The sequence below is a fragment of the Bifidobacterium simiarum genome, assembly GCF_002802905.1.
GTDB classification, from domain to species: Bacteria; Actinomycetota; Actinomycetes; order Actinomycetales; family Bifidobacteriaceae; genus Galliscardovia; species Galliscardovia simiarum.
In genome coordinates this window covers 30063-48029 of the sequence record NZ_PEBK01000007.1, presented here as the reverse complement: position 1 = coordinate 48029, position 17967 = coordinate 30063, and the positions used below count along the sequence as shown (strand labels likewise).

Sequence of the window (17967 nt, the reverse complement as noted above, 5' to 3'; positions counted from 1 at the left end):
CCAATGATCAGGTGCTGGTGGGTGACTGGGACGGTGATGGCAAGGATACGCTTGCCGTTCGTCGTGGTAACACGTACTACGTGACCAACCAGCTGAACGGTGGTGGTCAGCAGATCAAGTTCCAGCGTGGCCTGCCGAATGATCAGGTGCTGGTGGGTGACTGGGACGGTGATGGCAAGGATACGCTTGCCGTTCGTCGTGGTAACACGTACTACGTGACCAACCAGCTGAACGGTGGTGGCAAGCAGACGATCTTCCAGCGTGGTCTTGCCAACGATCAGGTGCTCCCCGGTAAGTGGTTCTGATTGCTTGACCCTGTTCTATGATTAGCAATTCGCATCTATGATTGGTTTGTCCGATCATAGATGCGAATTTGTTTATACCTGATGGAGACATCGGCGTTGAACTGATGTACGGAAAAGAAAGCACGATAAGAACAATGAACCTATCCGTTTCGATCGTCGTATATAACGACTTCAGTGATGTGAAAAAGGCCGTCGCCTCCATTGAGGAGATGACGCCGAAGACGATTTCCAAAAAGATCTTCATCGTTGACAATAGCGATAAGGAATCCGGGCAGCGTGATTTCCGCAAATTCATCGAGCCGTATCCTGATGTGAAGTATGTCTCCGCCGACGGTAACATCGGTTTTGGTCGTGGGCACAACCTCGTTCTGAACCAATTGGATTCTGATTACCACGCCATCGTTAATCCGGACATCATCCTGAAGGAAGACGCTTTCTCCAAGCTCATCGACTTCATGGAGAAGCGACCTGATGTGGGGATGTGCATTCCTCGGATCGAAACCACCTCCGGCGAGCTGCAGGCGGCATATCGCAAGGAATTGACCGTTCTGGACATGGTAATTCGTATGGTATGTCCTTCACTGTTCCCCAAACGAATGAAAGATCACACCCTGCAGCACATGGATTACTCGAAGCCTTTCGACGTACCGTTCGGTCAGGGAAGTTTCTTGGTCATTCGTACTCCGCTGTATCAGAAGCTCGGCGGATTCGATGACGATTTCTTCCTGTATCTCGAGGATGCGGATCTGTGCAAGAGAGTGAATGCCGTGTCCAAGCTTGAGTACTGTCCGTATGCGACGGTCACTCATAAGTGGATGCAAGGATCGCATAAGAACATCAAACTGCTCAAGCTACATGTTCAGTCGATGATCCATTACTTCAACAAATGGGGATGGAAACTGGCGTAGCCGGCAGTGGTAATTGATCTGATGACATAGATAATGTCGCAGAGATGGTTTGGCCACCGCGTCTTTTCACAGGTGAATAGGGTGGTGGTCAAACCATTTTTCCTTATCGATGCGTCACCCCCGTTGAGGGGTGTTGTCAATGTTATGATGAACAAGTTAGCCCGTTCATAGTATTTGGTATGGGACCGGAATTTCTTCTGCATTTGAGCAGCAGTTATTGTCGCCTTGACGTTGAGGCACCTATACCCGACGGGCTATGCGGTAAGGAGAGAATATGCGCATTCCTTTGATGAGCAAAGGTAAGGGCCGGCGCATGCTCGCGGCGATTGCCGCATCAAGCATGTTGCTGTGCCTGATTCCTGCAGGCGCGAATGCCGCGGAGACCACCGTGGCCGACGAAGGCCAGGCCTCGGCGGCGAGCGGATCTCTGATGGTCGCCGCGCAGGAGTTCCGTCTGAAGAACGAAAAGTCCGCGAACAACGCGAAGATCTACTGGAGCCGCGTCAGCGGAGCCACCTCCTTCACGGTGTACCGCATCGAGGGCTCCACCCGCACCCAGATCGGTACCACCACCGGCCACACCTGGGATGACTACGGCCTGAAGGTCGGCGCCAAGTACACCTACGAGGTGAAGGCCTCGCCGAGCAACGCCACCGCCACCTCCAACGTGGTGACGCCGTTCACTCCGACGAACATCACCCGTACCATGAGCAACATCAAGGGCGAGACTCCGGGAGGCGATCTTTCATCCGATATTCCGGATGCTACATCGTCGCTGAACTCCAAGGGGCGTCCTGTCTGGTTCACGTCACCGAACTGTCCCGCCAACGCTCGCCCGTACAAGACCAAGTACATGTGGGCCAATGGCAAGGATTCATCAGGTAAATCCTATGTGTACTTGCAGCATAAGTCTTGGTGGGAGTACCCAACGACGTATAACGGGCAGCCAGTAACCGGGCATTGCTACGATTCCGCTGCTACGCCGACCTATACGACGAGTGGCAAGATCTGGAAGATCGACAATGCGCAGTACAACACTGCTACACAGAACATCATCAACCCTGTTACGCACAACAGCATTGCTACGGCGCGTATTGTGCCCAACAGTGGCAGCAAGGCACCTGATGGTACCGGTCTGCTGGAGATGGATGCCGTCGAACCGGTGATCATCAGCGCCACCGTCAAGGATTTCGGTGGTTTGGATCTGCATGATGTGACGTTGTTTGCCGATGGCAAGGACGCCTATCTTGTCGGTGCCGCCAACAATCAGCAGGATACCGGCATTGTGAAGTTGAACGGTCATTGGACCGATATCGATGCCGCGGCTCCTACGGTCGTCACAGCCAAGGGCGAGCAGGGAGAGGCCCCTTCCGTCATCAAGCGCGACGGTGTGTATTACCTGTTCACGTCACGATCGGCATGGAGCAATCCGTCTCAGGGTAAGTACCAGTGGTCCAAGTCCATGCTGTCGGGCTGGTCTGCCACTCAGGAAATCGGTAATGCTTCCACATTCGATACCCAGCAGGCAGGCGTTCGTGCGGATGAAGGAAGTGCGCGAACCACATATACGGCTCGAGGCATTCATTTCGGAGCCAGTGTAAATCGTACTCCGCGGACGTCGCTCGGAACTGTGCAGCGTGAGTTCCCGGTTGCGGCGAATGGCACGTTCATGGCATATGGATGGTATCAGGGCGTGGATATTGATGCACAGTATGGCGCTGTCCCCGTTCAGGCTGCACGTCTGGTTTCTCTTGGCACATCCGTGTCAAATGGTGCTTCTGTCTTGACGGATGGCGATAGTCTTAACTCTGATGCGTATGCCATGGAGACCAAGGCTCCGTACTCGGTGACCGTCGATCTCGGTGGTCCCGTGGCGGTTTCGGAAATTGATTTTGCTACGCGCCTTAATGTTTACCATCAGGCTACATTCAACTACAAGCTTGAATACAGCCTCGATGGTAAGACCTACCACACTTACAAGGCTGATGGCGATAACCGATTCATTGGATTCATGCCGAACGTTCTTTCCCAGACAGTCTCCGCTCGCTACGTTCGTCTGACTGTCACTGGTATTAAGGACGCCCTCATTTCCCGTCCGACCGAAAAGGTGTACCAGGGTCTTCACGAGATCTCGGTGTACGGCACCCGTACCGGCCCGGTCGTGACCACCTACACCGTCGCCTTCAACTCCAACGGTGGCTCCGCCGTCGCCGCTCAGTCCGTGAACAGCGGTGCCAAGGTGAAGCAGCCGGCCAACCCGACCCGTGCTGGCTACACGTTCGCCGGCTGGTACTACGGCAACGCGAAGTGGGACTTCAACCGTGCGGTGACCGGCAACATCACGCTGACCGCCCAGTGGACGAAGAACGCGGTGCCAGTGACCTACCGTACCGTGGCGTTCAACTCCAACGGCGGCTCGGCCGTGGCTTCGCAGAAGGTCGCTAACGGCCAGAAGGCCACTCAGCCGGCCAACCCGACCCGTGCTGGCTACACGTTCGCCGGCTGGTACAACGGCAAGACGAAGTACGACTTCAACAAGCCGGTGACCGCCAACCTGACCCTGACCGCCCAGTGGACGAAGAACGCGGTGCCGGTCGTGTACCGTACGGTGGCGTTCAACTCGAACGGTGGCTCGGCCGTGGCCTCGCAGAAGGTGGCGAACGGCGCGAAGGTCGCCCAGCCGAAGAACCCGTCGCGCAGTGGTTACACCTTCGCGGGCTGGTACTACGGCAACGCGAAGTGGGACTTCAACCGCGGGGTAACGGCGAACATCACGCTGACCGCCAAGTGGACGAAGAACTCCACGCCGTCCGAGCCGTCGAAGCCGTCGGTGAAGCAGGTGCCCGTGTACCGTGTCTACAACCGCAACTCGGGTCTGCATCACTACACGATCAACAAGGCGGAGAACGACATGCTGGTGCGCTTGGGCTGGCGTGACGAGAACCGTGGTGGTTCCGCGTTCGTCACGGTGAGCAAGGACACCCCGGGCGCGAAGCCCGTGTACCGCGAGTACAACCGCCGGAGCGGCAACCACAACTGGACGCTGAACAAGGCGGAGCACGACATGCTCGTGCGTCTGGGCTGGAAGGACGAGGGCATCGCCTGGTACACCTCGCCGACCGGCAGGGACGTGTACCGTCTGTACAACCCGAAGCCGTACCACAAGCCGAAGAACGGTCGCGGCAACGGTGGCGGCGAGCATGTGTACACGACGAGCTACGCGGAGTACCGTGCGGTGGTCGCGGCCGGCTGGCGTGGCGAGGGCGTCGCCTGGAAGTCGCTGTAGCTTCCGCCTTCGCCCCCGCTGGCGGGGGCTGTCGGCGGAGCCGACTGGGGGTGGTCAAGTCCCGTCACATGGCGGTTTGGCCACCCCCAGTCCGCCTTGCGGCGGCCAGCCCCCGCCAGCGGGGGCACTGGCTGATTGAGACTTCGCCCGCCACCTCATCCGTCCGGCTTTCGCCGGACACCTTCCCCTCAAGGGGAAGGCAAGGGCGTTGGCGCTTCGCTACTTGGCCCCCGAACCAGTACGGTTCGGGGGCTTTGTCATGCCGGGCGAGGACTGTACGGTCATGTTTTGTGTGGGTACTTCGCGATCTCTTTGCCAATCAGCGGGGTGTGCTAGATTGCTGATGTATATAAATCTGTGTCCAAGAACAAGGAAGAGTCTTGAGTATTTCTGATCTTCTGCAGATGCTTCGCAGGCGTATCGTCACTGCGATCGTCGCCTTCGCTGTGGTGTTTGTGGCAGGCGCCGCCTATACGTTCCTCGCCCCGGCGAAATATACTGCCACCTCCGAGGTCCTTGCCTCCTATAACGTTTCGGTGGCCGATGCCACGCAGAATTCTTCCGCCATGAATTCCGGTGCCGCCTACCTGTCCACCCAGATCCAGACGTATCCGCAGCTGGCCAAGACCGAAGCCGTGCTTGAGCCGGTGATCAGCGAACTCGGTCTGAATCTCACTGCCGACGATCTGGCCAATATGGTCACCGTGTCCAATCCGACCAACACGTTCATGGTTGATATCTCGGTGGAAAGCAAGGACGCTCAGCAGTCGTCGGATATCGCCAACGCCGTGGCCAAGAGTCTGTCCGACTATGTGACATCAAGCGCGTCAGCCAGTGATACTGCGCCGCAGAAGCAGAAGTCCCCGGTGCAGCTTGCCGTGGTGAACAAGGCCAGCGTGCCTTCCCAGCCGAGTTCTCCCAACATTCCGCTGTACATGCTTGTCGCCATCGTGCTCGGCGTCGTCGCCGGCATCGGCGCCGCACTGCTCAAGGACATGCTCAACACCAAGGTCGACAGTTCCGACGACGTGCGTTCCATCACCCACGCCTCCTCGCTCGGCACCATCGCCCAGAACAGTTCCCTTGACGAAAGCCGTCCGGTCATCGTGGCCCAGCCCGCCGGTCGTGAGGCCGAGGAATTTCGCCGCATCCGTACCAATCTCTCCTTCCTCACCACCGACGAGAACGAGCACGGACGTCTGATCGTCATCACCTCCACCGATCCTTCCGAAGGCAAGACCACGATCTCCTCCAACATCGCCGTGGCCCTCGCCGAGGAAGGCAAGCGCGTGCTGCTCATTGACGCCGATCTTCGCCACCCCTCCGTCGCACACAAGCTCGGCATCGAGGGTCATGTGGGCCTCTCTCATGTGCTGTCCGGTCAGGCCACGCCGAAGGACGTGGTGCAGAAGTACTGGAAGCAGAACCTGCACATCCTGCCCGCCGGCAAGCGCCCGGCCAACGCCAGCATCCTGCTCAACTCGCACCTCATGACCGAGCTGGTCAATCAGGCGCTCACCCAGTACGACTACGTGCTCATCGATACCGCCCCGCTGTCGGTGTCGAACGATGCCACGGTGTTCGGTCGCATGGCCGGCGGTCTCGTGCTGGTCACCGGTAAGGGCGTGGTCGAGAAGAAGGAGCTGCAGAACACCATGCAGTCCCTGAAGACCGCCGAAGTGCCGATCCTCGGCTTCGTGTTCAACTTCGCCGACCCGAAGAAGACCCACTCGAAGAACTACTATTACTACTATTACGAGGACGACAAGAAGGGCCACGGCCGCAAGAAGCGCAAGCGCTGATTGGCCTCCTCAGTGTAGAAGCCTCTGAAGGCAGATCAAACTAAGGGCGAAACCCAACTCACGGGTTTCGCCCTTACTGCTAACACAAGCAAAGTCGTGCTATACGGAAATTTGCGGTCCTCCCTACTTCGTTATCTCGTTCGTCTTTCCACGCTCATGCTGGTTGCTCACTGCCCAAATGAACAGGGGGATGGCGTAGAAGGCGTAGGACTCGAACTGGATGTACAGGTAGGCGAGCAGCACCAGCCACACGATCGTGACGCGGTTCCAGGCGTGATACCGGGTGACGTGGATCAGCGTCATCAGCAGGAACACGGCGAACATCAGGATGCCGAATTCGGTGATGAAGCTCGAATACAGGCTCATCGTGAACGTGTCGGCCGGCGGATTGGCCAGGCTCCGGATCTCCCAGCCCACAACGCCGCCGTGGGCGTCATACCAGCGTCGCGCCCCCGCATAGCCGGCCTTCACCGCGTTGGCGATGTTGCCGGCGCCCCAGCCGAACAGGAACCGCGACGGATAATGCAGCCACGACCACATCGGCGCCAGCGCGTGGAAGATGCGCGCCGACATCGAACCGTCCCCGGCCAGCAGCCCATGCGTGAGCAGCGAATTGAGCCGCGGATTGAGGAACATGGCGCCGACCGATCCGACGCCGATCACCGCCATGCCGCCGATGAACCCCCACGTGGCCTTGCGGTTGCGGAAGTTCACCGAGGCGATCAGCCACAGGAACAGCGCGACCACGGAATCGATGATGATGCGCGTGCCCGATCCCATGGCGATGGCGCCGACGGCGAACACCGGCACGAGCACGGCCAGTCGCCGGTCGCGGGTGACCCAGTAGCAGGGGAGCAGCACGCCGAACAGATGCATGCCGATGTACGAGGGTTCGGCGAACAGGAACTGCGGTCGCACCCAGATGTAGCGGCGATACAGGATATCGATGAAATACGCCCGCACCGGATACCAGTTGAGATGGTTGCCCTGCGCGAGATACTGCAGGATTCCCGTGGCGAACGCCACCCAGTACGTCGTCACCAGCACGGTGACCGCGGATTTCCACGAAAGCCGCTTCTGCCGGAAGGCGATGTCCAGCGACGACAGGCACGCCAGCGCCAGCACGATCGACAGGAACGATTTGATCAGCGCCGTGGGGTGGACCGCGATGGTCTGCCACCCGTACACCGACGTAAGCGCCAGCAGCAGCGGAAACAGGAAGAACGGCAGGAACCGCCGCACGGTCAGGCGCAGATACCGCCAGTTCACCAGTGCGTAGGCGAGGAAGAACCAGGGGGCGATCGGCGTCCAGTACGGCAGCTGGATGCCGGCGAAGGTGCCGTCGATCGGCAGGGTGACCAGCGCCAGATATAGCAGACCATCGGAAAGATCGGCGATGATCGGACGGGAGGGGTCGCCGGGACGGGATCGGCTGCCGGTTTCCACGGTCGTCCTGCCGGTGTTGATTGTCAGATGTTCCGGTGTCATGGGCTTAAGGGTTGCGGATTGTGACGTTGTGGATTGTGACGTTGCGGATTGTGGCGTTGCGGGCTGTGATGTGATCGGTTTCGTGTCCATCGTGATTCGTCATCCCCAGATATGTGATGGTCGTACCGTATGTCGGTACGGTCCGGGCTGTTATGTCGTACTGTCTGTTGATCCGGTTGATTCCTACGGTTGTTCGGTACGATCTGTCGGTTTGTTCGTATCAGCTGTACATAGTGTACGAGGCGAAAACGAAGATCAGGTGAAGACGACGGAAAGTCACGGACGTCCCAAAGAGGGGGTGTAAGGCCATCGGCTACGGTGAGACTTTTGCCGTTCATGCTGGAGATCGAAGGGGAAACCGTATAGGCTGGAACAATCTGTTGCTACTTGATCTATATGGAGGAATGACGAATGGCGGACGTGGACAATGTCGTGGCGTCGGTGCGATCCGGTCTGGAGACGGGGTTCGTGGTCAATGACGAGCGCGTGGTGTTCGAAGGGGGAGACGAGTCCGGGTTCACGGTGATTGAGGCCGACGTGAGCATGGCCGGCCGCCCCGAGGCCCGGGAGTCGTCCGCCGACGTGGACGAGGCTTCTGCGGCTGATGAGCACATGCCGATCCTGTTCGCCCAGGTGAAGGGCGGCATGCCGGGCGTGGTGTGCGTGGCCGTGCGTGACGGCAAGCTGCTGCTGGCCCGTCACTGGCGGTTTGCCACCGACTCGTACGAGTGGGAGTTCCCGCGGTCCATGGGCATGAAGGGGATGACCGCCGGCGCCGTGGCCGAGGAGGAGCTGCTGCGTGAAACCGGGTTGCGGGCCTCCTCGCGGCGGATCCTGCAGTCGGTGCACGCCGATTCCTGCAAGCTTCGCGATTCGATCGCCGTGGTGGAGCTCGCCGTCGACGGTCAGCCGGTCGACGGGGGTGTCGGTGCTTCCGGTGCCGGTGCCATCGATGCCGACGGCGGGCGCATTCCGGCCGAATCGCGGGATTCCCGTCTGGTCTGGCTCTCCGAGGAGGAGATCGCCGAGATGATCGCCGCCGGCGACATCATGGACTGCATCACCCTCGCCGCCTACCTCATCTGGCGCACCCGCCGCTCCGCCGAATAGGAGAACCGCTTACCGCCGGCGCCTGAATACGCTGTGCCACAGGACGTGGGCGATGTCGGCGACGGTGAGGGTGAGCGTGGCGAGGACCGGCGGCTTGCGCAGTTCGTTGCGCATGGAGGCGCCGTCGGTGACGAGATGGTCGCCGACGAAGACGCGCACCTCGTTTGCCGAGCGTCCGCCGATCAGCTCGCCCCAGGTGAGCATGCGGGTGTCGTAGGCGGCGGGATCGTCCTCGTGGAAGGTGAACAGGCGGATGCCGCGCAACGCGGACTTCGGACCGTACGATGTGAATCCGCAGGTGGGGGCGTAGCCGAGATCGAGTCCGTCGACGTGGCCGACGAACGCGTTCTTGTGGTCGTGCCCGGCGAACAGGGCGAAATAGCCGCCCGCCTCGCGCATCGCCTCGACCTCGCCGCAGTTCGTGTCGGCGCAGCCGATGGACTCGCCGAGCAGCGAACCGGGACGGCACTTGGACTCATCGAGCAGATAGCATTTGCCGGCGAAGGTGCGCGTGCCCTCCACGGCGTAGGGGGTCCATGCCGGCACCTCGCGCAGGCACTGGTAGAACTCCTGCGAGGGGATGTGCTGGAAGGCGATCGCGGGAACTGGTTTGCCGTCGCCGTTGCTTTCGCCGAGATGCCGCTGCACGTCGCCGAGCCATGCGATGGCCTCGGGGCTGGGCGTGCCGTAGCCGGAGCTGTCCGCCAGATCGATCGTCCGGGCATGCTGCGAATACAGGCTGAATGTGATCGGGTGCTTCCGTTCCTGATCCTCGGTGTTGAGATACGGGCCGGGTTCGCCATCCTCATCGCCGCCGTCGCCCGCGTAGTCGCCGGAATTCACCATCATCACGCTCATGGCGATCCGGCCGCTGCCGTCCGACGCCTCGACCGGCAGGGCGAACGTGCCGGGTTCGCAGGCGAGGGGATCGGCGCTGTTCTTGGCCGGTGCGTTCAGTGCGTTCGGCTCGTTCGGCGTGGCCGGTGCGTCCGAACCGCACCGGGGGTTGAGGCATCCGGGAAATTCGCGGTAGATGTCGTCCTGTTCGTCGGCGAGGATGCCGCACTGGAAATCATGGTTGCCGTAGGTGGCGGCGAACGGCACCCCGGCGGTGGTCGCCGGTTCGAGGAACGAGGCGAAGGTCTCGCGCACCTTCTCGCGCGTATGGTTCATCGCGGTGATCGGGTCGACGTCCTCACTGTGTATGCCCTGCACCTTCGCCTCGAATTTCGTGACCGAGCGGATGTGCTCGCCGGGCCGGTCGCCGCGACGGCGCAGGAAGGTGTCGATGTAGGCGGGATCATATCCGCGGATCTGGTCGCCGGTGAGTACGATGAGATCCGGTTCGGTGACGTCGATCGCCTCACGGATCAGACGGATCGTGTCCTCGTTGACGTTCGGCCCGTCCTGGATGTCGGCCATCTGCAGCACACGAAACGTGCCGTTCCCGCGAAATCGAAGAGTCATACCACCACTGTATATCGTGGGGGTTCGCTCGTCCGAGCGTCCTCGCATCCCCGATCTGAACGTTTGGTGTCTTACGGACAAAATCTTTCGTGGTGGGAGACCGCTGATTGCCGGTTTCGACGCGGATCGTCGTCATTATCGGGACCTATCTGCGTTTTGTGGGGCGGTTTGGGGCCTCTGCAACCACCTATCTGCGTTTTGTGGGGCGGCTTGGCGGGCGGATCTCGAGTATGGTCGTCGGGGCGTTATTGGAATTTCAAGGTTTGTGGGGTGGCGTGAACGGTCGTTCTACTTGCGCAGGTGCCCTCAGAATGGAGATAGGTGTCTGCATACCCCCAAAATGTGCCCTCAGAATGGAGATAGGTGATCTCGGCGGACGCTGGGACGTTCCGATGAACGTAATGGCCGGTCTTCTTCCCCGACCCGTATGGGAAAAGGAAGGCGACCGGCCATTACCGTTAGAGTGGGATCACCGCGCGGCGGCGGTGACGGCGGCGGTGATGGTGCCTACGGTCACAGCACGCCCTGGGCGACCATGGCGTTGGCGACCTTGACGAAGCCGGCGGCGTTGGCGCCGAGCATCAGATCGCCCTCGTGGCCGTATTCCTTGGCGGCGGCCAGAGATTCGGCGACGATGGTCTCCATGATGTTCTTCAGCTTGGCGTCGACCTCCTCGAAGGTCCAGCTCAGACGGTAGCTGTTCTGGCTCATCTCCAGACCGGAGACGGCCACGCCACCGGCGTTCGCGGCCTTGGCCGGGCCGTACAGCAGGCCGGCGTCCTGATAGACGGCGATGGCCTCCGGGGTGCTCGGCATGTTCGCGCCCTCGACCACGGCCTGCACGCCGTTGGCCACCAGCGCCTTGGCGGACTCCTCGTCGATCTCGTTCTGGGTGGCGCACGGCAGCGCGATGTCGCACTTCACGGTCCACACGCCGGAGCAGCCCTCGTGGTATTCGGCACCCGGCACGCGCTCGGCGTACTCCTTGATGCGGCCGCGCTCCACTTCCTTGATCTGCTTGACCACGTCGACGTTGATGCCGTTCGGGTCATACACGTAGCCATTGGAGTCGGAGACGGTGACGACCTTCGCGCCCAGCTGCTCGGCCTTCTGCGCGGCGTAGATGGCCACGTTGCCGGAACCGGAGATCACGACGGTCTTGCCCTCGAACGAATCGTTGCGCAGCACGCGCAGGGCCTCCTGCGTGTAGTAGCACACGCCGTAGCCGGTGGCCTCGGTGCGGGCGAGCGATCCGCCGAACTCCAGGCCCTTGCCGGTGAGCACGCCGGAGTATTCGTCGCGGATGCGCTTGTACTGGCCGAACAGGTAGCCGATCTCACGGCCGCCCACGTTGATGTCGCCGGCGGGAACGTCGGTGAACTGGCCGATGTGACGGCACAGCTCGGTCATGAATGCCTGGCAGAAGCGCATGACCTCGGCGTCGGACTTGCCCTTCGGGTTGAAGTCGGAGCCGCCCTTGCCGCCGCCCATCGGCAGCGTGGTCAGGCTGTTCTTCAGGATCTGCTCGAAGCCGAGGAACTTGATGACGCCCTCGTTGACGGTCGGGTGGAAGCGCAGACCGCCCTTGTACGGTCCGATCGCGGAGTTGAACTGGACGCGGTAGCCGCGGTTCACCTGCACCTTGCCTTCGTCGTCCACCCAGGCCACGCGGAACTTCACCACGCGCTCAGGCTCGACGATGCGCTCAAGCACGCCGTTCTTCTCGTACTCCGGGTGCTTCTCCACAACCGGCTCGAGGGTTTCGAAGACCTCCTTGACGGCCTGCAGGAATTCGGGCTGATCGCCGTCGCGCTGCTCGACCTGCTCGTAGACGCGCTTGAGATACTCGTTGGTGAACATATGTTCTCCCTTGATCATGAGCCGAACGGTTCGCATGGATGCATGCTCTGGTCGTCAACTGTGATGACGGGCGTGCGGGCTGGCCGACGGCTCCATTTGATGAACACCCTCATCATAGGGCAACGGCCGCTCCCTGTGAATACCTATTCCAGATATAGGAAATTCCTATTGGGCGGAATGCTGGTTGCGCAGTTGACTTTGTGCGTGGTGTTCGGCCACCCCCAGTCGACTCTCGCCGACAGCCCCCGCCAGCGGGGGCCGAGAATGCGCTTGCTGGTAGGTCCGCCTTTGCCCCGCTGGACGAACAGTCCAGTGGACTGTTCGTGGCAGTGTGCTCCTGCGAACACACGTCGCACAACGAGTCGGGGGCTGGCACGCGCAGCGTGACTGGGGGTGGTCGAGCGCGGCGCGATCGGGGACAAAGCATGATTACGCTAAGGTTACTTACATCGGTAATGAGGTAACGATGCCGGCATCGACGACAGACGGAACGACGAAAGACGAAAGGACGGAAGGAACGACGATGCGATTTTCGACGGACAATGGCGTGCCGCTGTACCTGCAGGTGGCGGAGCAGATCGAAGCGGCGATCCTGACCGGGGAATTCGCCGAGGGCACGCAGGTGCCCAGCACCACGGCGATCTCCGCGACGTACCGGATCAACCCGGCCACGGTACTCAAGGGGATGAACCTGCTGGTGGATCAGGGTCTGCTGGTCAAGCGCCGCGGTCTGGGCATGTTCGTGGCGGACGGCGCGCAGCAGCGCGCGAGAGGCAAGGGCCGGATGCGCTTTCTGGGGGAGAGGGTCGCCGAAATCGCACGGGAGGCCGTGACATTGGGCATTTCCCTGGACGACCTGACCGAGGCGATGGCCCGACGGTATCGGCAGATCGCCGGAACGGATGACGCGGCGGGCAGGACGGAAACTCCGACGGCGGTGCCGTCCGCCTCCGGCCGCTCGTCCGGTCGCTTGTCCGATGGCATGGACGATTCGCCCACGTCGGTGCTGTTCGCCTCGGTGGCGCAGATGCAGCGGTCAGGCAGAACGGGATCGTCCGCCAGAAACAGAACACGGTGACAGAAAAAACGGTGACCGCGAAACCGGGAGATCCGGTTCGCAGTCACCGTCGGACAGTCACCGTCGGGATCGTCCGGCGCCAGACGGGGTCGTCAGACGCCGGGATCATCACTGGGCGGCCTCGGCCTCCTCAAGGGACGAGAACCCGCCCAGAGAGACGGTCAGCCACAGCGTCTCCTCGGTGAGATTCACGCCGGCGTTCGTCAGATCCACGATCATCTGCGCGTACATGGCGAACGTGCGGTTCGAATACGTGCACAGCTCGCCGCGCAGATACGTTTCGAACGACGTGGTGCCGATCACGTCCTCGCTGGTGGTGAGCACGCGCATGGCCTGCCCGAGCTTCGGGAAGCGCTCGCGGAAGTCGCGGGCCCACGCCACCTGCTGCTTGATCACCGCCTCCTGCGCCTTGATCCGCTCCGGATCCAGCTTCGGCATATGCGGCTCGAGCTCGGTGCGGTACCGCTCCGGCTCGGTGGACTCCATCATGCGGGCGTACTTCTCGGTGAGCAGGTTCCGTCCGGTGGCGTCGGCGTCGTCCAGATCCTCGGCGTAGCTGTCGACCATCTCAAGCCGCCAGGTGAGGAACTGGCTCAGTCGCATCTGGTGGAAGGTCGGCCAGTTGCCCTGGCAGTTCGCCCGGCCTCCCTGATTGTTCACCTGCTGGAACTGCGACCACTCATGCCGCACGACCAGCTCGGCCTTGTGCGCCAGATCGTTGACGTCCTCCGGGGTGTCGTACCACAGCGTGCGGTGCAGGATGTGGGTGTCGTCGGCCGCGGCATGGTCCACCGTGGCCTTGTCCGTCGTAGGCCGGTCCGCCGTGGGCTGTTTCGCTGCGTTGTCGTGCTGTTCTTCTGCCATGACAGTCTCCTTGATGTCTGCGGTGTCTTCGTCTGCGGTGTCTTCGTCGTAATCCGTGATTGTGGTTTTACAGGCTCTTCAGCCACGGGTTGCTGATGTGCTCCTCCACGTACGGCCGCTGCCATTCGAGGAACGGCTCGTCACTGCGGGTCAGCCCGTCGCGCCTGATCTCCTTGAGCACTTCGGCGCAGATGTGCTCGATGGTCTGGTTGATGGTGTCCACGGCCGGGCCCGCGCCCTTGCCGCCCTCGCCGAACCCGGCGCCGCCGAAGCAGGCCGCCGACGAAAGGCGCAGGATGGTCTCCAGCTGCTCGCACACGTCGCTCAGGCGGGTGAACATGCCGCGGCTGAGCTTGCGCAGCGCGGCGAACTGCCACTTGTAGTACGGCAGGTAGCCCACGGTGATCGGCTCGTTGAGCAGGAACACGAACGACGAGACCGCCTTGGCGAACTCGTCGAGCGACAGCCATGCGGCCGCGCCGTCGCCGCGTTCGATCATGCGGGGGAAGTTGTACTGGCCGGCCTGTGAGATCATGCCCAGCCGGCGGGAGATCAACGCGATCCGCACGTCGTCGGGCATGGCCTTGAATCCCTGACGGGTCTTGGAGAACAGGCCCAGCGGATCGGCGAAGACCTGACCGTTCGTGGCGGCGGCCAGCGTGGCCTCGTCCAGCAGCAGCCATTCGTGCGCCTTGGCGGGGTCATCGCCCGGCGCCTCGCGGTAGCCGGTGATGCCTTCGAAGAAGTCGCCGACGGAGAACACGCCCTCGCGGCGGTTCGCCCCCTGCGCACGCGGCGTGGAGGAGTCGGCGCCCTTCACCGTGAACCCCATGAACTCCTTCGGCAGCAGCGTCTCGTAATCGTGCTGCAGCTGTTCGCCGATCTTGGCGTAATCCTCGTCGGTGAGCCATAGGCAGAAGCGCGGGCCGAAATCATGGTCCTGCGAGATCGCGTCGTCGAAGCCGTAGCATTCCGAACCGTGGCCGACCAGACCGGCGGCGATGCGGCCCTGATACTCGGGGTAGCGGTCGGCGATCATCGGCTTGCCGCAGTGGAGCCAGTACTGCTTGGCCAGCGCCAGACCGGTGATGTCGGGACGGGCGGGAGCGGTCGCCGGCTGCGTGGTTGTCGGCTGTGCGGTCGTCGCCGGCTTGTCGGGTGCGGACGCGGTTGCGGGCTGTGCTGCCGGAGCCGGAGACGCCGTCGGTGCGGCCTGTGCCGCGGACGAGGTCATCGCCTGCTCCTCGGGCTTGATATGCCAGTCGAACGACTGCGCGGCGCCGGCGATCTTCGTGGCGGTGGAGGAGTCGTCGGCGAATCGGGAGCCTTCGTCATCCCAGAAATCGGAGCCGTCGTCGGCCGGGACCTGCACGCCGGCCTTGGTCGCGGCCTGCTCGGCCCCTTCGAGGTTCTCCTTGGTGATCGTGTAGTAGTCGTTGTGGCCGTAGCATTCCTCGATCACGGCCAGCGACTTGCGGTAGGCGCGCACCGCGTTCGCCAGATCGCCCGCGTGGAAGCATGCCTGCGCGTACCCGGCCAGCGCCGAGGCGAAGTGCGCGCTGTTCTCCAGATGGCCGCGGCGGTAGATGCGCAGCGCCTCGGCCGCGTGCTTGAGCGCTTCGTCGTCGCGGTTCTCGTTCATCAGGATCAGCGCCAGATTCGTGTGCGTGGAGGCCACGTCGACGTCCTCGGCCGCGTTGACGCTGGAGGACTCCAGGATCCGCAGCGCCTCGCGCAGTTCGGCCTCCGCCTGATCGTACCGGTTCGTCTCGCTGTAGAGAATCGACAGATTATTGTGCAGCGCGGCCAGACGGCGATCGGTGGGGGCCAGCGTCTTTTCGCTGGATTCCAACGCCTCGCGGTACAGCTTCTCCGCGTCGTCGTACTTGCCGGCCGCGCGGGTGGCGGTGGCCGCGTTGATCAGCGTGGTTGCCCAGGCGTCGCTGCCCTCGAGCCCCATGCGCTTCGCCAGATCCAGCGACTCCTTCACCAGCGGCAGATTGTCGTCGTGCCGTCCCTGCGAACGGTAGAAGCCCAGCAGCTCGTTGATCACGGTGAGCTGGGCGCCGTCGTCCGCGGCCTCACGCGCGTGACGCAAAGCCTCCAGCAGATACGGTTCCGCCTTCGTCGCGGCATCGTGTGCGGAGAAGATCGCATCCAGACCCTTGATGAACCCATTGACGTCGAAATTGCTCATAAGATCCTCGTTTCATTGTCGACGCTGCCCAATCCGCATTTCAGTCTATGCGGTTTATGTCATACGGAAAGGAGCTTCGGCCGGAAAAGCCCTGTGAGGTTTCCCACATTGCCTTTCCGGTCGAAGCTCCCACGAGGATTCCGAGGATTCCGATTTCGCCGCGGCGGGTGGCGTCAGACCCGGATCAGATCCGGATCAGACCTGAATCTCGCGCATGCGCTCGTACGCGCCGGTGTTGGATTCGTGCCGCATGGAGTACACGACGAGGCAGACCACCGATATCAGGGCCAGCGGAACGCCGGACAGTGCGGTGAAGTGATAGTCCATGCCGCTGGCGTTCAGCGCCGCGCCGCCGATCATCGAGCCGACCGCGTTGCCGAAGTTGAACGCCACCTGCACGGTCGCGCCGCCGATCAGCTCGCCGCCGCCCTTGCCGGCGTTGGCCATGAGCAGCTGCTGCGGCGAGGAGACGAAGAACAGGCCGAACGCCACCACGAACGTCATGATCGCCGTGCCGACGTGGCCGCCGGGAATGAGGAAGATGACCACCAGGCCGATCATGGAGATGGTCTGGCCGAGGGCCGCGGTGCCGGCGTACCGCCACGAATCGCAGATCCGGCCGCCGATCAGACCGCCGACGACCATGCCGAAGCCGGCGAGCATCATCAGTGCGGGCACCATGCCGGACGACCAGCCGCCCACGCGGGTCAGCCACGGGGAGACGTAGCTCCACCAGCAGAAGATGCCGCCGTTGCCGAGGAACACCGCGGCCAGGATCAGCCACGGCCCACGCTTCTTCAGGAACTCGAACTGGCCGGCCAGACCCTTGTCGGGCACGGCCGGGATGTTCGGGATCCACAGCAGATCGAGCACGATGGTCACCGCGGCCCATGCGGCCAGCACGCCGAAGGCGAGACGCCATGAGAGGAATTCGCCGAGCATGGTGCCGGCGGGCACGCCGAGCATGTTCGCGATGGTCTGGCCGGTGACCATCGCGGAGACGGCCTGCGCCTCCTTGCCCTTGTCGGCCACGGTTTTGGCGATCAGCGTGGCGGTGCCGAAGAACGCGCCGTGCGGCAGGCCGGAGATGAACCGGGCGACGATGAGCATGAGGTTGCCGGTGGCGAACGTGGACATGGCGTTGCCCACCACGACCAGCACCATGAACAGGATGACGAGCTTCTTCGGCGGGACGCGCCGGCCGAATACCAGGATCAGTGTGCCGATGCACACGCCGATCGCGTAGGCGGAGATGTAATGGCCGGCCTGGGGGATCGTGACCCCCATGTCGCGGGCGGCCTGCGACAGGATGCCCATCATGACGAACTCGGCGGCGCCGAGCGCGAAGGCGCCGAACGCCAGTGCAATAAGACTCTTCTTCATCGCGGTTCCATTGATTGGTGATGTGGGGATTGATTGTGGTTGATGTGGTGGTGTGGGATTGGTTGTGGTGTGGGATTGGTTTGTTGGTTTGCTTCTGGAATAGAAAAAAGGAGAACACCGGAAACCGGTGTTCTCCTTACTGGTCGGGCTGGCGGGATTTGAACCCGCGGCCTCTTCGTCCCGAACGAAGCGCGCTACCAAGCTGCGCTACAGCCCGTA

12 protein-coding genes and 1 tRNA gene (1 of these 13 cut by a window edge) are annotated in these 17967 nt (G+C 62.0%); 6 read left to right on the top strand and 7 right to left on the bottom strand.

The features are described from left to right. From CSQ87_RS07840 to CSQ87_RS07825, 4 genes are all read left to right on the top strand, one after another. On the top strand, nucleotides 1–305 hold the end of the coding sequence (locus CSQ87_RS07840; protein WP_100513322.1) for an immunoglobulin-like domain-containing protein. 2572 nt of this gene lie to the left of the window's left edge; the window shows 305 of its 2877 coding nt (coding positions 2573–2877); its start codon lies off the left edge, out of view; its stop codon occupies nucleotides 303–305. Between the two features lie 134 nt (nucleotides 306–439). After that, entirely contained in the window at nucleotides 440–1213 is a 774-nt protein-coding gene (locus tag CSQ87_RS07835; RefSeq protein WP_207761118.1) for a glycosyltransferase family 2 protein, read from the top strand. A gap of 274 nt (nucleotides 1214–1487) precedes the next feature. Then, nucleotides 1488–4499, top strand: a complete 3012-nt coding sequence (locus CSQ87_RS07830) for an InlB B-repeat-containing protein (protein WP_100513320.1) — start codon at nucleotides 1488–1490, stop codon at nucleotides 4497–4499. 380 nt (nucleotides 4500–4879) lie between these two features. After that, nucleotides 4880–6301, top strand: coding sequence for a tyrosine-protein kinase domain-containing protein (locus CSQ87_RS07825; protein WP_100513319.1), 1422 nt, complete (start codon nucleotides 4880–4882; stop codon nucleotides 6299–6301). Nucleotides 6302–6424: 123 nt separating this feature from the next. Here the strand turns inward: CSQ87_RS07825 and CSQ87_RS07820 are convergent, their stop codons facing one another. Then, nucleotides 6425–7747 (bottom strand): hypothetical protein, encoded by a 1323-nt coding sequence (locus tag CSQ87_RS07820; protein ID WP_243388888.1) that lies wholly within the window; start codon nucleotides 7745–7747, stop codon nucleotides 6425–6427. A gap of 453 nt (nucleotides 7748–8200) precedes the next feature. Between CSQ87_RS07820 and CSQ87_RS07815 the strand changes: the two genes are divergently transcribed. Continuing rightward, complete coding sequence (locus CSQ87_RS07815) at nucleotides 8201–8899, top strand: NUDIX hydrolase (protein WP_100513318.1); 699 nt, start codon at nucleotides 8201–8203, stop codon at nucleotides 8897–8899. 9 nt (nucleotides 8900–8908) lie between these two features. On the opposite strand, the gene CSQ87_RS07810 is transcribed toward CSQ87_RS07815, so the two are convergent. After that, nucleotides 8909–10366, bottom strand: coding sequence for a metallophosphoesterase (locus CSQ87_RS07810; RefSeq protein ID WP_100513317.1), 1458 nt, complete (start codon nucleotides 10364–10366; stop codon nucleotides 8909–8911). A gap of 513 nt (nucleotides 10367–10879) precedes the next feature. Then, nucleotides 10880–12226 carry an NADP-specific glutamate dehydrogenase gene (gene gdhA / locus CSQ87_RS07805; RefSeq protein WP_100513316.1) on the bottom strand — a complete coding sequence of 449 codons (1347 nt, stop codon included), beginning with the start codon at nucleotides 12224–12226 and terminating at the stop codon, nucleotides 10880–10882. Between the two features lie 523 nt (nucleotides 12227–12749). On the opposite strand from gdhA, the gene CSQ87_RS07800 reads away from it, so the two are divergent. Further along, nucleotides 12750–13304 (top strand): GntR family transcriptional regulator, encoded by a 555-nt coding sequence (locus tag CSQ87_RS07800; RefSeq protein ID WP_100513315.1) that lies wholly within the window; start codon nucleotides 12750–12752, stop codon nucleotides 13302–13304. Nucleotides 13305–13412: 108 nt separating this feature from the next. On the opposite strand, the gene CSQ87_RS07795 is transcribed toward CSQ87_RS07800, so the two are convergent. From CSQ87_RS07795 to CSQ87_RS07780, 4 genes are all read right to left on the bottom strand, one after another. Further along, nucleotides 13413–14168 carry a DUF4125 family protein gene (locus CSQ87_RS07795; protein ID WP_100513314.1) on the bottom strand — a complete coding sequence of 252 codons (756 nt, stop codon included), beginning with the start codon at nucleotides 14166–14168 and terminating at the stop codon, nucleotides 13413–13415. Between the two features lie 67 nt (nucleotides 14169–14235). Beyond that, entirely contained in the window at nucleotides 14236–16365 is a 2130-nt protein-coding gene (locus CSQ87_RS07790) for a DUF4037 domain-containing protein (RefSeq protein ID WP_100513313.1), read from the bottom strand. A 195-nt stretch (nucleotides 16366–16560) separates the two neighbouring features. Then, complete coding sequence (locus CSQ87_RS07785; RefSeq protein WP_100513312.1) at nucleotides 16561–17748, bottom strand: MFS transporter; 1188 nt, start codon at nucleotides 17746–17748, stop codon at nucleotides 16561–16563. 140 nt (nucleotides 17749–17888) lie between these two features. Then, a tRNA-Pro gene (locus CSQ87_RS07780) sits at nucleotides 17889–17965 on the bottom strand. Nucleotides 17966–17967: the final 2 nt, after the last annotated feature.

What these genes read in the sequence shown, in the direction of transcription:
- CSQ87_RS07800 (WP_100513315.1), top strand. Translation starts at nt 12,750, where the DNA reads ATGCGATTTTCGACGGACAATGGCGTGCCGCTGTACCTGCAGGTGGCG.
- CSQ87_RS07790 (WP_100513313.1), bottom strand. Translation starts at nt 16,365, where the DNA reads ATGAGCAATTTCGACGTCAATGGGTTCATCAAGGGTCTGGATGCGATC.
- CSQ87_RS07830 (WP_100513320.1), top strand. Translation starts at nt 1,488, where the DNA reads ATGCGCATTCCTTTGATGAGCAAAGGTAAGGGCCGGCGCATGCTCGCG.
- CSQ87_RS07795 (WP_100513314.1), bottom strand. Translation starts at nt 14,168, where the DNA reads ATGGCAGAAGAACAGCACGACAACGCAGCGAAACAGCCCACGGCGGAC.
- CSQ87_RS07785 (WP_100513312.1), bottom strand. Translation starts at nt 17,748, where the DNA reads ATGAAGAAGAGTCTTATTGCACTGGCGTTCGGCGCCTTCGCGCTCGGC.
- gdhA (WP_100513316.1), bottom strand. Translation starts at nt 12,226, where the DNA reads ATGTTCACCAACGAGTATCTCAAGCGCGTCTACGAGCAGGTCGAGCAG.
- CSQ87_RS07835 (WP_207761118.1), top strand. Translation starts at nt 440, where the DNA reads ATGAACCTATCCGTTTCGATCGTCGTATATAACGACTTCAGTGATGTG.
- CSQ87_RS07815 (WP_100513318.1), top strand. Translation starts at nt 8,201, where the DNA reads ATGGCGGACGTGGACAATGTCGTGGCGTCGGTGCGATCCGGTCTGGAG.
- CSQ87_RS07810 (WP_100513317.1), bottom strand. Translation starts at nt 10,366, where the DNA reads ATGACTCTTCGATTTCGCGGGAACGGCACGTTTCGTGTGCTGCAGATG.